The following is a 12853-nucleotide window of genomic DNA, read 5'->3' on the forward strand; positions in this document are numbered from 1 at the left end:
GCTGCCGTGATGCGCACCATAACACTGATTCTGGGACTGATGCTTGTGCCCCTGGCCCATGCCCAGTGCCCCGCATGGCTGGACCACTCGTTGCGAAAACTCCATTCCCGGGACTACGTCAACCTGTGTCAGCTGGCCGCCGACAAACCCCTGCTGATTGTCAATACCGCCAGCCGTTGTGGCTTCACCCCCCAGTTCAAGGGGCTGGAGGCCCTGCATAAGGAGTATGTCGGCAAAGGGCTGGTGGTCATTGGTTTTGCCAGCAATGATTTTCGCCAGGAAGCGAAGGATGAGGAGAAGGCTGCCACGGTCTGCTACGTCAATTACGGGGTCACCTTCACCATGATCGCACCGGGCCCGGTGCGGGGTAGCCAGAGTAATCCTGTGTTCCGTGAGTTGGCCCGCCAGAGCCAGCCCCCTGAGTGGAATTTCAACAAATATCTGGTAGACCGAGAGGGTGTGGTGATACGCCATTTTGGCAGCCGTACCCGCCCCGACGACCCTCGCTTGCGCCGGGAGGTGGAGCGGCTGCTGTTTTAAGCCGTCTCCCCCATACCGCTAGCCCATAAACTGCAGTACCTCTCGGGAGCTGGTGGTTGACGCTGGTGCCAGCACCCCCGGGTTGAGGGGGCGCGACAGAAACGACAGCAACTCCTCATCAAGACGGCCGATGGTCACACACTGGGAGAAATCGTGACCGCAGCCGGCCAGCAGGGTGAAGGTGGTGGGCGTGGTCAGCCCCCGCACCGCGATGGCGCGACGGGTGGCGCTCACCCAGCGCTGTCCTCGCTCGATCCGATGGCGCCCCTGCTGGGCGTCAATTCGTTGTCCCTTGCGCAGGCTTTCATCCCGCTGGTTGTCCAGCGCACCCACAAAAACCGCCGTCGGAATGCAGAGCCTGGCTTCCAGCAACCATTGGAGCGGCGGTTGGCGACGCCCCTGCCCTAGCCCCAGCGGAAAGTCCTGCTGGTGATCGGGGAAGGTGTAACAGCCCGCTGAGGCCAGCGCCAGGCGCCCCAACCGGTGGGGGTGGAGCAGGGCATAGCGGTGGGCAAACTGGGCACCACCGGAAAACCCGAAGAGGTCGAAGCGCAGGCTATTGATGCCGTAGATCAGGGCGGCATGCTCCAGCATGCGATGCAGGGCGAGGTCCGGGCGCAGGGGCTTAGAGCGGGAACCGAGGCCGAGGCGCTGGTAGCCGGGAAATTGGTGCTCTGAAAACAGGGGGCAAAGGATTACCCGCCCCACACCGAGGGGACTGTCGGCGAGCAGGGCCAGGTGCTCGCGGGCGTTACGGGAGATACCGTGCACGCTGACCAGAAGGCCGGTATGAGGCTCCACCCGAGGGGGCAGGGAGATGTAGTAGTTGAACCCTTCCGGTGTCTGGTGCAGGTTCCAGCGAGCCGCAGCGGGGGCGGAGGGCAGCGGGGGAAAGCCAGTGGTTCGCTTCATGGGGTATTCCTCTTGACGGTGGACAGGGGCACCGGCACAGGCCGGATCCCGGGTGGCGAGACGCTCATCAGGGCAGCGGGGGCGAGACCCTGATCGCAGCACAACTGCCCCTCCTGAAGACGCAGGTGGTGGCGGGCATAGCGTGCCATGGCGGGGTTGTGGGTGCTGAACACCAGGGTTCCACGGAACTTCCGCAGGGTATCGATCAACACCTCGCGAGCCACAGGGTCGAGATAGGCATCGGCTTCGTCCAGCAGCAGCACGCGCGGTTGGGCCAGCAGGGCCCGGGCCAGCAGCACACGGGCGATCTCACCGCTCGACAGCAGCGGCTGCTGGTCCGACAGGCGGGTGTCCAGCTGATGCGGCAAGCGGGCGATCAGGTCCTGCAGACGGCACTGGCGAATGACCCGCTCCAGGGCCTTTGGTTCGAAGGGGTTGAGACCGTAGCAGAGGTTGTAACGCAGGCTGCCCCGCAGCAGGGGTAGCTCCGGGGAAACCAGGATACAACCGCGGGCGCGTGCCTCGGCGGGCAGGCGGCTGAGGTCGACCCCGTCGAGCAGGACCCGCCCCTGGTCGGGTCTCAGTTGACCGGCGATCAGCCGCAGCAGGGTCGATTTTCCGGCGCCGTTGGCCCCCAGCAGGCAGCAGGGCTCGCCCGGCAGCAGGCGCAGGTCAAGCGGTTGCAGCCGATCCCCGAACGCGACCCCCTGCAGTTCGATGACCCCCGCTCCGTCAGGCAGGGATGTAAGCGGGTGCCGATGGCTCTGGCGGGGGGCGCGCAGGCGCAGCAGTCTCTGCTGCTTCTCACGGGCGATGCGGTAGTTGTTCCAGTATTCGTAGACCCGCCCCATCTCCTGTAGGCCAGGGGCCAGCAGACCGGTCACCACCATGGCGGCCACCAGGCTACCCGGGGTGGCCAGTCCCGCCTCCAGCAGCCAGGCACCGGTCAGCAGGGTGCAGAGGCTGGCGAGCCCGGCGGTGGCTTCGGAGAGGGCGCGGAGTAATCCGGTGAGTCCGGCGCGGGACACCAGGGCGCCCTGCAACTGCCGGCTGTGGCGATTGAATCGACGCTGCTCCCGACGCTGCTGTCCAAAACCGGTAACCACCTTGAGGTGGGTGACCCGGTCGTTGAGGTTGGCCGCCAGCCGCCCGCGCCGCTGGCGGGCGGTGCGGTTGCGAGCGCGGATGGCGGGACCCATGGCCAGCGCGATGCCGGTAGCGAGTAGCGAGGCGGTGGCGACCGAGAGCGAGATGAGTGGCTGGATCCAGGCCAGTACCCCGAGTGCGATAAAAATACTGAGGCCAGACAGGGCCAGGCGGGCCAGCCCCAGGCTGATCCAGTTGCGCATGGCGCTGAGGTCACCGACGAAGCGCAGCATCAGGGCGCCGCGGCTGAACCCCTGCAGCCGCTCGCTACCGAGGCGGGTAAGGTGACGGAAAAGGCGCTGGCGCACCTGGTGCACATAACTCTGGCCGATCCGCTCGGCATCCAGGTGGCCGCGCCAGCGTAGCAGGGCGTTGCCCAGCAGAATCAGCCCCAGGGTGGCGACCAGACCGGCCCCGGAGGGCCCCGGTGATTCGCTGGTGGCTCCGATCCACTGGTCAAATCCCTGCTTGACCAGCAGCGCGGTGGCGATGGCGAGCAGTGCCTGCAGCAACCCGTTACCCAACAGGGCGGCAAAGTACCATCGGCGGTGGCCGCTGAGCAGTGGTGGAAGTTTCATCCCTCAGCCCCAGGCCGGCTGGTGGAGAGGCAGCGAGGGGTGGTGCGGTATCCCGTGCCCCCCAGCCAGCTGGTCGGAGGTCGCCACGGGAATCTCCAGCAGCTCGCGCGCTTCCTGGGTGGCCAGGGGGGAGGCGGTCATGGCACCGCTGACTGCCAGTGGCTCCAGCCCCTTGCTCTGCAAGAGCTGTACCCCCGCGAGGGCTCCCATGGCGTCGCTGGCAGCGAACAGCAGGCCGTCGATCGTGCTGTGAAAGAGCGGTGACTCGATGAGGGCGGAGGTCTCCTGCTGCAGCAGGCCATCGGCCACCTCCACTACAATTACCTCCATACCCTCAGCGCTGAGGTAGGCGACCGACTGCTGCAGGAGCTGCTCGATCCGTTGCGGCGGGAGACCGTAGGTGGAGGGCTCACCGAGATCGGTAAAGTCGATCATGCGGTCGGCCCCGGCATCGGTCATCACCCAGCGGTCGCAGCCGGCGCCGGTACCGGTCACCTTGGCGGCCCCCACCCGCAGCCCCTGCTGCTTGAAACCGCGGATCAGCATGGCCGCCGTGGTGGTTTTGCCGGCATTCATCATGGTGCCCAGCACCGCATACACCGGCGGGCGCCGGGCAGCATCGGCTGGCTCGGCCAGGCGGTAACGCTGCAGATTGAGGCGCTCTCCCTGGGCGTCCGCCAGCAGCCCGATGGGGGCAATGCGGGTGGGTTGTTTCATCGAACGGTGGCGCAGTCGGCAGTGGGCGGCCACACCCCCAGCGGCGACCATGTCGCAGGGGCCCAGGGTGGTCGGCACGACGGCCTCGAACTGGTCGGGGGCATAACGGGCGCCGTAGCAGAGCAGCACCTCATCGCCCAGGTGGAGGTGGGCTCGGCGACCGCAACCCAGCTCGATTCGGGTGTGCTGGCCAATGCGCTCGATGCGAGCCAGCACCAGATCACCCCAGGCGGGCTCAAGCGCGCCCTCCAGAAGGTAACGGGCATCCTTCAGGCGCAGGTGGCGAGTGCTGTAGGCGGCTTTGACGCGCTGCAACCGCTGTTGGGTGAGGGGGATGGCATGGACGGTGCCCTGGTCGGGCCCTTTGGTGGGCAGTGGAATAATACTCATGGTCGTTCTCCTTTTGGCGCTGGGGGTGGGGTACAGCCGCTAACTCGACCCTTTGGGTATGGTGCGCTAACCCGGCCACCCTCACCACGGGCCTAGGGCTTGCGAATTGATCGGTATCTGGTCCGGCCTGCGGTCAGACTTTAGTCCGTTTCCACATCGGACTTTGGCGTCTAGGATGAGGTGATGAGCCAATCAATGACCGAAGCCGCGGTGACGGCGGTAACCCCCTTGAGCCGGCGCTGGTACCGCCTCAGCCTGCTCTCCCAGTTTGTGATGATGGGGGCGGTGGTGCTGCTGGTCGGCATGCTGCTGATCGGGATCTGGGTGGGTGAGCAGATCGAAAAGGGGGTGGTCAACAATTCGGCGGCCTCGACGGCGCTCTTTATGCGCAGCTTTATCGAGCCGGTGGTGCAGGAGCTGGGGGAGCAGGATTCCCTTAACCCCGCATCGATAGAGCAGCTCTCCGAACTCCTTAATAGAGCAGAGCTCAGCAACCGGGTGGTCTCCTTCAAGATCTGGAAAGAGGGTGGGCTGGTCACCTACAGCTCACGACGGGAGGTCATCGGGCGGCGCTTCCCCGAAACCGAAAACCTGCGTAAGGCCTGGGCGGGGGTGGTGACGGCGGAGTTTGACGCCCTCGAGGATGAGGAGGATGCCCTTGAACGCGCCTCAGGCATCACCCTGTTGGAGATGTACAGCCCCATTCGCGAGAGTCGCACCGGACGCATCATTGCGGTGGCCGAGTTTTATGAGACCGCCGAAACCCTGCGCAACGACCTCTTCTGGTCGGAGCTTACCAGCTGGTTGGTGGTGGGAGCCGTTACCCTGCTGATGTTCGGCGCCCTCTACGGCATCGTACTGCGGGGGCATCGTACCATCCTCAGCCAGCGTCGGGCGCTGGAGCGGCAAGTGACCGACCTTTCACGCGTGCTGAAGCTCAACGAGGAGCTGCACCAGCGGGTGCAGCGGGCGTCGCAACGCACCGTCGAGATCAACGAGCGCTACCTGCGGCGAATCAGCGCCGATCTGCACGACGGTCCGGCACAGCTGATGTCCTTCGCGCTGTTGCGGATCGACAGCCTGCGTCGCCAGCTCCCTGCCGAGATCGGCGCCAGTGGCCAGGAGGATATCGATATGCTCGGCTCCTCCCTGGCCGAGGCCTTGGAAGATGTGCGGGCCATCTGCGCCGGCCTCACCCTGCCGGAGCTCGATACCCTCTCACCCCGAGACCTGGTGAAGCGGGTGGCCAGCGCCCACGAGCGGCGCACCAATACCCGGGTGGAGGTCAGCTTTGATGGTGCCCCCGAGCGCCTTGGCCTGCCCTTCAAGATCGGGGTCTACCGCTTTATCCAGGAGACCCTCAGCAACGCCTTCCGTTACGCCGAGGGCAAGGAGCAGCGGGTCCATATGTGCTGGAAGGATGAGCTGCTGGAGGTAGAGGTGTCGGACCGGGGACCGGGCTTCAGTCCCGATATGCGCCCCGAGTCGGGCCACGGGCTGGGGTTGCCCGGGTTGCAGGAGCGCATTGAGAGCCTGGGAGGTGATATGCGCATCTACTCCCGCATCGACAGCGGCACCCGGGTGGTGATGCGCTGTGATCTGTCCACCCGAGAAGGAGGAGTGCATCGTGAATCCGATTCGTCTGGCACTGGCCGATGATCATCCGCTCTATCGGGAGGGGGTCGCGAAGACGATCGCCGACCAGGCCGATTTCGATGTGGTGGGCCAGGGTACAACCGCCGAGGAGGCGGTGCAGCTGGCGCAGCAGCTGTTACCGGACCTGATGCTGCTGGATATCAGCATGCCCGGCAGCGGAATCGAGGCCGCCCGCCAGATAGCCGCTTCCTGTCCGGTGGTGAAGATCGTGATGCTGACGGTGTCGGAGCAGGACGACGATGTGATGGCCGCGCTCAAGGCGGGCGCCCGCGGTTATGTGCTCAAGGGTATCGGTGGCGCCGAGCTGGTGGAAGTGCTGCGCAAAGTGCACAGCGGTGACTCCTATGTCTCGCCCTCGCTGGCGGCGCGCCTGCTGTCGGAGATGAATGCCGGAGCTGATCAGGCTCCGGGTCGCGACCCCTTGTCGGAACTAACCGCTCGTGAGGAGCAGATTTTGCGGCTGGTTGCACAGGGGCTCAGCAACAAGGAGGTTGGCCTGCAGCTGGAGCTGCAGGAGAAAACCGTCAAGCACTACATGACCAACATCCTGCAAAAACTGCAGGTGCGCAACCGGGTGGAGGCGACCCTGATCGTACATGAGCACCTATCACACAATAACTAGAGTGCTGGCGCGGCGGTAGTTACCCCGGGGCGCAGAGAGGTTCCAGTGCTGCACGCAGGGTGGCGGGAATCGGAACCGGGGTTTCACGGGCGCGATCGACAAACACATGCACAAACTGTCCGCAGGCCAGGAGCGCTTCCTCGCCCTGGGCAAACACCCCCAGGGAGTATGTGACCGAGCTGTTGCCCAGTTTGGTGACCCTCAAACCGATCTCCAGCACCTGGGGATAGGCGGCCGAGCGGAAGTAGTCGCAGCCGGAGCTGACCACGTAAGCGATCACCGGGCCACTATGAATGTCCAGCCCCCCCGCATCGATCAGGTAGCGGTTCACCACCGTGTCGAAGTAGGCGTAGTAGGTAACGTTGTTGATGTGACCGTAGAGATCGTTATCCATCCAGCGGGTATTGAGGGTCTGGAAGTGGGGAAAATCCTCATGGCTGGGACGATCGCTTTTCATGGGTTGCTCCTTGTTTAATAGATGGCGCGGTAGATCGCCAGGGCGTCTGCGACGATGACCACTTCGCTGCAGTGGCTGCTGGGGGAGATCAGGGCGCTGCTGGGCAGCAGCGCCACCTAGCTCGGGCGTCGGGTCAGGCGATCTCGAACAGCCCGGCAGCACCCATGCCGCCGCCCACGCACATGGAAACCACCACGTACTTGACGCCTCGGCGCTTGCCCTCCAGCAGCGCGTGGCCCACCAGGCGGGCGCCGGTCATGCCGTAGGGGTGGCCGATGGAGATGGCACCGCCATTAACGTTGTAGCGCTCGGGATCGATACCCAGGTGGTCACGGCAGTAGAGGGCCTGTACCGCGAACGCCTCATTCAGCTCCCACAGGCCGATGTCGTCGACCTTGAGCCCATGCTGCTTGAGCAGTTTGGGGATGGCGTAGATCGGCCCGATACCCATCTCCTGGGGGGCGTTACCCACCACCGCCATGCCACGGTAGATACCCAGGGGGTCGAGACCCCGCTGTTCGGCGCGCTTGCGCTCCATGATCACGCAGGCGCTGGCGCCATCGGAGAGCTGACTGGCATTGCCGGCGGTCACTACTCCCTGCTCCACTACCGGCTGCAAGCGTTCAAGGTCCGCAAGGCTGGTGCCGGGACGGTTGCCCTCATCCTGGGAGAGGGTTACCTCGACGTAATCAACGGCCTGGGTCTGCTTGTTAACCGCGCGGTGGGTCGCGGTGATGGGGGCGATCTCGGCGTCAAACAAACCCTCTTGCTGGGCGCGGGCCACCCGCTGCTGGGAGAGCAGGGCAAATGCATCCTGCGCCTCACGGCTGATGCCGTATTTGCGGGCAACGTACTCGGCGGTTTCCAGCATCGGCATATAGGCGTCAGGCTGCAGGGCGGTGACATTAGGGTCGCGGGTCTCGTTAACCCACTGGAAGTAGGGGTGCTGGACGGCGGAGATGTTCTCCTGGCCACCGGCTATGACCACCTCCATACCGTCCACCATCACCTGCTTGGCGGCGGTGGCGATCGCCATCAGTCCCGATGCGCACTGGCGGTCTATGGTCTGGGCGGCACTGGTAACCGGCAATCCGGCAGCAATACCGGCAAGGCGGGCGATATTATTGCCCGCCGTTCCGGCGGTCAGTACCGAGCCCAGCACCAGATCCTCCACTTCCGCCGCCTCTACTTTCGAGCGGATCAGGGCATGGCGGATCGTGTGGGCGGCCAGTGTAGGGGACTTTATGTTGTTGAGGCTACCGCGGTAGGCTTTGCCGATGGGGGTGCGGGCGGTGGATACAATGACGGCTTCACGCATTCTCAACTCCTGGGTACGAAGGGGGTGGCACAGGCAGGCCTCTTGTGGGCCCTTATATCAACATAAGTGATGGCCTCTAAGGAGGGAAATTGATGTTGGTGATATGCTCTATTGAGCGGAGCAATGATCGTCTCGCTTTCCGATGGTGATGATGTTCGCCAACGGGGACCGGGGCCCACCCCGCAGGTGAGGACCGATCAGGTAATCGATAAGGATTAGCTGCTTTTTCAGGCGGGCCTGGGCTGGCCGACCGGCGAGTAAGGCGACACAGAGGGTGATCGATGTGGGGTATGGATCTGAACACAGGGTTGGCTTCCGTCTGCTGGGCCTGCTGTGGGCCTGGGGGATGCTGCTCGGGGGCACCCTGGCGGTGAGTGAGGCGTTGGCGAACGAGGAGGAACCCTTCAGGGCGGTGCTGGCGGCGGCCCAGGCGCAGGACCGTAGCGGGTTGCAGTCCCTCAAGGCCGCCGGCTCGCTGGACCGGGTCGATGCCGAGGGGCGATCGGTATTGTGGTGGCTGACCGCCCGGCGGGACTACGACGCCATGGCGCTGCTGATTGAGCTGGGGGTGGAGGTTGACCACCATGACCCAGCCCGCTCCGGTGGGGTGATCGACCCGACCCCCTTCCTGTATGCCGGTGCCCATGGCGACACCCGTGCCCTGCGCCTGCTCTATGAGGCAGGGGCCCGTACGGACCGCTTGAACTACTACGGGGGCACCGCCCTGATTCCTGCCGCTGAAAAGGGGTATCGGGATGCGGTCCGTTACCTCCTTGCGGAGACCGATGTGGCCGTCAATCATGTTAATCGGCTCGGCTGGACCGCCCTTATGGAAGCTGTGGTACTCTCAGGGGAGAGCGAGCAGCAGACCGAGATTGTACGCCTGCTACTGGCGCACGGCGCTGACCCGGCCATCGCTGACCGGGACGGGGTGACGGCCTTACAGCACGCCCGTCGCCGCCGACTGGACGCACTGGTGGAGCTGCTGGAAGCGGCCTCACCCCCTTGAACACCTACCCCCAGGGAAGTCACCATGCTCAATCGATCTCTGCAGGATAACCCCCAGGCCTTTATCGACACCCTGATCCGCACCGCGCTGATCGTCGGCCTGGTGATCTGGTGCTACCAGATTATTCGCCCTTTTATCACCATGGTGCTGTGGGGGGTGATCATCGCGGTGGCGGTTTACCCCCTGCATTGCCGCTTGCGGGATCGCCTGGGAGGGCGCAGTGGCTGGTCGGCGACCCTGCTCACACTGTTGCTGATGACGATGCTGGTGGTGCCGGCGGTGGTGATGTCCGATGCCCTGATCCAGAGCTCCACCCGGCTGAGCCAGCAGCTCGAATCCAGCCAGTTCCACCTGCCGCCGCCCAACGAGACGGTGCGTGGATGGCCCCTGGTCGGGGACTCCCTCTATACCCTCTGGCAGGAGGCAGCGGCCAACCTGCAGGCTACCCTGCAGAAGTTCTCGCCCCAGATCAAGGCGGTGGGGAAAGTGGCGCTGGGGGCGCTGGCCTCGATCACGGTGGGGATCCTGCAGTTCATGTTCTCCCTCATCACGGCGGGTTTTATCCTGGCGAGGGCGGAACTGGCGAACCTCTTTTTGCAGCGGTTGGTGAAACGCCTGGCCGGAGAGCAGAGTGAAAGCCTCTTGACCCTGATGACCTTTACCATCCGCAGCGTTGCCAAAGGGGTACTCGGGGTGGCGCTGATCCAGGCGTTGCTGGCGGGCGTGGGCTTCAGTGCCATGGATATTCCCGCCGCCAGCGTACTGGCGATGCTCTGTTTCCTGCTGGCGGTGGTGCAGATTTCAGTAGGGCTGGTGACCCTGCCGGTGGCGGTCTATGTGTTTTCCATCACCGATACCCTTACCGCCTCGCTTTTCCTCGGCTACATGCTGGTGGTGGGGATGCTGGATAACGTGCTCAAGCCTATCCTGCTGGGGCGCGGGGTGGATGTGCCTATGCTGGTGGTCTTTATGGGGGTGATCGGGGGCTTCCTGATGTCCGGCATCATCGGCCTTTTTGTCGGCGCCATCGTGCTGGTGGTGGGCTACCGGTTGCTGCTGGAGTTTGTGGGGGAGGGGGCGGTTACCGGCGCCAGTGCTCCCTCCCGGAACCCCTAGTCGAGCAGGCCGTAGGACTGACTGGTGAATCTCGCTAAAACGGGCGCTCTGCCTGAAGCGCATCAGGGCCTCGCACAACTGACGGGCCAGTGGCTCAAGCGGCGGCGTAAGCGCGAAGGCCGCTAAAGCGGTGAGAACTGGTTGAGGTGGATGCTCATGGGGACGATATCGGTGATCCCCGGCTCCTGCAGGCGATAGAGACCCGGGGTATCGATTTTCCTTGCACCCTCTCCCGTACGCTAGCCTGCGGAAGGGGGTGCCCAAACACTAACCCGCCTGGGGGGGTACACAGTGGCGGGGGAGGAGGAGCGGCGCTGGATCGGCTAAGCTGAGCGGGTAGTGGGCAGTGGAGGCCTGATGCGCAGAGGGTGGCGATATGGAATTCAAGGACTATTACCGGATACTGGGGATTGAGCCTGACGCGGACGCCAAGTCGATCAAGAGCGCCTACCGCCAGCTGGCACGCAAGTATCACCCGGACCTCAATCCCGATGCGGGGGCAGAAGCCAAATTCAAGGAGGTGGCCGAAGCCTACGAGGTTCTCAAGGATCCCCAGCGGCGGGCGGAATTTGACGAGCTGCGAAAATACGGCTCAAAAGGAGCACAGGGCTTTGAGCCCCCTCCGGGCTGGCAGGGCAGCAGTGGGTTCGAGTACCGGGCGGCGGGCGATGAGGCGGACTTCTCAGAGTTTTTCAACAACCTCTTTGGTCATCGGGGGCGCGGTTTCGAGGGCTTTGGTGAAGGGGCACCCCCTAACCGACGGGGCCAGGATGTGGAGATCGAGCTGCCGGTGTTTCTGGAGGAGACCATCGCGGTCAATGAAAAGAGCATCGAGTATGAGTTACCCGCCTACGGCCAATCGCCACCGATCAGCAAGCAGCTGAAGGTGAAAATCCCCCAGGGGGTGCTGGATGGCGAGCGCATCCGCCTGAAGGGGCAGGGACGACCGGGAAGAAACGGCGGCGAGGCCGGGGATCTCTACCTACACATTCGCGTGGTTCCCCACCCCCTCTTCGATGTGCAGGGCCATGACCTGATCATCACCCTGCCGCTGGCCCCCTGGGAGGCGGTGCTGGGCACCAAGGTGCGGGTCCCAACCCTGGGCGGACCTATCCAGCTGACCATCCCTGCCAATACGCCGGCGGGTAAGAAACTTCGTATCAAGGGTAAAGGGCTTAAGGGCCGCAAGGGTTCCGGGGTGGAGGGGGATCTCTATGCAGTGATCAAGCTGGTGCTGCCCCCCCACTCCAGTGAGCAGCAGAAAAGGCTGTGGCAGGAGCTGGCAGCCAGCGACCCCTTCGACCCCCGTGCTGAGTGGAGACTGTGACCATGGGTAATGCATTGATACGTATCTCCAGCCAGGAGCTGTGCCAAAGCGAAGGGGTGGAGCGCGAACTGATTATTCGGGTGGTGGAGCACGGCATTGTGCACCCGCTCGAAGGCCGTGCGGCCAGTGAGTGGGTGTTTGATGTCAGCAGTATTCACTGGATCAAAAAAGCCCTGCGATTGCGCCGCGACTTCGACATCGACTGGATCGCCGTAGCGCTGGTGATCGACCAGATGCGCCGCAACGAGGCACTGCAGCGTGAAAACGAGGCCTACCAGCGCCAGCTCAGCCGTTTTCTGGAGCAGGGATAAGTGAGAGGACAGCAACCGCTGGCCCTGCGGGTGTATTAGAGGGTAGCGGGAGCTACGGGGTTCACTCCGCCTGTTTCAAGGCGTCTGTCTTTGCCGCGCAGATAAAGTCGTTGCGATGCAGCCCCCGGATCTTGTGGGTCCACCAGCTCACGCGGACGGAGCCCCATTCGGTGACAATTTCCGGGTGGTGTCCCTCAGACTCGGCCAGCTCACCCACCTGGTTGGTAAAGGCCAGCGCCTGCTTGAAGTTTTTGAAGGTATAGGTTCGGGTAATCCGCATAATGTTGTCGATGAGAACCGGCTGCCAGAGCGGAATCTCCCGGATTAACTCAGCCAGTTCAGTGTCAGTAACCTGCGGCGCACCGGCCTGGCAGGCCTCACATTTCATATTCGACAGACTCATGACCATTCTCCGGTAGGCGGTGTTAAAGACCCATAGGATGCGGGTAGCAACTCAACCTGACGGGTCTGGTTGATCGCCGCTGCAGTGCTCGTGCAGGCATCCAACAACCGATCTATCGGTTGCAGGTAAAAATAGACGGCCTGCATCATTTTGACCCGATTGGTGGGTAGTACCTGAACCGGTCAAAGGGTGTGTGTTTCATCATCTGACTGCGTTAAGCGTACCGGGTTCCGCGGGAGACAATAGCATGCAGCCCCCTCGATCTGGTTGCCAGTCCCATTGAGCCTGGCTCCAGGGTGAGCGCCATGGATGCCGTGAATAAAAAAACCCAACCCTTGCGGGTTAAGGTTT

At 63.7% G+C, this 12853-nt stretch carries 13 protein-coding genes; 7 read left to right on the plus strand and 6 right to left on the minus strand.

Features of this window, described 5'->3' with window-relative positions:
* The first annotated feature begins 9 nt into the window (after window positions 1-9).
* The gene (locus D0544_RS15940) at window positions 10-540 is read left to right on the plus strand and encodes a glutathione peroxidase (RefSeq protein ID WP_125017897.1); all 531 of its coding nucleotides are present in this window, start codon (window positions 10-12) and stop codon (window positions 538-540) included.
* Between the two features lie 18 nt (window positions 541-558).
* Here D0544_RS15940 and D0544_RS15945 read toward each other — a convergent pair whose 3' ends face one another.
* From D0544_RS15945 to D0544_RS15955, 3 genes are read right to left on the minus strand one after another with little or no spacing between them, the layout of a single operon-like run.
* Complete coding sequence (locus D0544_RS15945) at window positions 559-1452, minus strand: alpha/beta fold hydrolase (protein WP_125017899.1); 894 nt, start codon at window positions 1450-1452, stop codon at window positions 559-561.
* Complete coding sequence (locus D0544_RS15950) at window positions 1449-3176, minus strand: ATP-binding cassette domain-containing protein (RefSeq protein ID WP_125017901.1); 1728 nt, start codon at window positions 3174-3176, stop codon at window positions 1449-1451. Before D0544_RS15950 ends, D0544_RS15945 begins: the two co-directional genes overlap by 4 nt.
* A gap of 3 nt (window positions 3177-3179) precedes the next feature.
* Entirely contained in the window at window positions 3180-4283 is a 1104-nt protein-coding gene (locus tag D0544_RS15955) for a P-loop NTPase family protein (protein WP_125017903.1), read from the minus strand.
* Window positions 4284-4466: 183 nt separating this feature from the next.
* Here D0544_RS15955 and D0544_RS15960 point away from each other — a divergent pair, with 183 nt between their 5' ends.
* Together D0544_RS15960 and D0544_RS15965 are read left to right on the plus strand one after the other, a co-directional pair.
* Window positions 4467-5942 (plus strand): sensor histidine kinase, encoded by a 1476-nt coding sequence (locus tag D0544_RS15960; RefSeq protein WP_125017905.1) that lies wholly within the window; start codon window positions 4467-4469, stop codon window positions 5940-5942.
* The gene (locus D0544_RS15965; RefSeq protein ID WP_207905909.1) at window positions 5911-6561 is read left to right on the plus strand and encodes a response regulator; all 651 of its coding nucleotides are present in this window, start codon (window positions 5911-5913) and stop codon (window positions 6559-6561) included. Before D0544_RS15960 ends, D0544_RS15965 begins: the two co-directional genes overlap by 32 nt.
* 19 nt (window positions 6562-6580) lie before the next feature.
* Here the strand turns inward: D0544_RS15965 and D0544_RS15970 are convergent, their stop codons facing one another.
* Both D0544_RS15970 and D0544_RS15975 read right to left on the minus strand, forming a co-directional pair.
* The gene (locus D0544_RS15970) at window positions 6581-7018 is read right to left on the minus strand and encodes an acyl-CoA thioesterase (protein ID WP_125017907.1); all 438 of its coding nucleotides are present in this window, start codon (window positions 7016-7018) and stop codon (window positions 6581-6583) included.
* Between the two features lie 133 nt (window positions 7019-7151).
* Window positions 7152-8336, minus strand: coding sequence for an acetyl-CoA C-acyltransferase (locus D0544_RS15975; RefSeq protein ID WP_125017909.1), 1185 nt, complete (start codon window positions 8334-8336; stop codon window positions 7152-7154).
* 283 nt (window positions 8337-8619) lie between these two features.
* Between D0544_RS15975 and D0544_RS15980 the strand changes: the two genes are divergently transcribed.
* The 4 genes from D0544_RS15980 to D0544_RS15995 all read left to right on the plus strand — a co-directional run bounded on the left by D0544_RS15980 (window position 8620) and on the right by D0544_RS15995 (window position 12099).
* Window positions 8620-9345 (plus strand): ankyrin repeat domain-containing protein, encoded by a 726-nt coding sequence (locus D0544_RS15980; RefSeq protein ID WP_125017910.1) that lies wholly within the window; start codon window positions 8620-8622, stop codon window positions 9343-9345.
* Between the two features lie 24 nt (window positions 9346-9369).
* Entirely contained in the window at window positions 9370-10461 is a 1092-nt protein-coding gene (locus tag D0544_RS15985; protein ID WP_125017912.1) for an AI-2E family transporter, read from the plus strand.
* A 376-nt stretch (window positions 10462-10837) separates the two neighbouring features.
* Window positions 10838-11788: a DnaJ C-terminal domain-containing protein gene (locus tag D0544_RS15990; RefSeq protein WP_125017914.1), complete on the plus strand. Its 951-nt coding sequence runs from the start codon at window positions 10838-10840 to the stop codon at window positions 11786-11788.
* A 2-nt stretch (window positions 11789-11790) separates the two neighbouring features.
* The gene (locus D0544_RS15995) at window positions 11791-12099 is read left to right on the plus strand and encodes a chaperone modulator CbpM (protein WP_125017916.1); all 309 of its coding nucleotides are present in this window, start codon (window positions 11791-11793) and stop codon (window positions 12097-12099) included.
* A 61-nt stretch (window positions 12100-12160) separates the two neighbouring features.
* On the opposite strand, the gene D0544_RS16000 is transcribed toward D0544_RS15995, so the two are convergent.
* Complete coding sequence (locus D0544_RS16000) at window positions 12161-12502, minus strand: 4a-hydroxytetrahydrobiopterin dehydratase (RefSeq protein ID WP_207905910.1); 342 nt, start codon at window positions 12500-12502, stop codon at window positions 12161-12163.
* Window positions 12503-12853 lie beyond the last annotated feature (351 nt).

Origin of the sequence: Aestuariirhabdus litorea (genome assembly GCF_003864255.1) — a bacterium.
GTDB lineage: Bacteria > Pseudomonadota > Gammaproteobacteria > Pseudomonadales > Aestuariirhabdaceae > Aestuariirhabdus > Aestuariirhabdus litorea.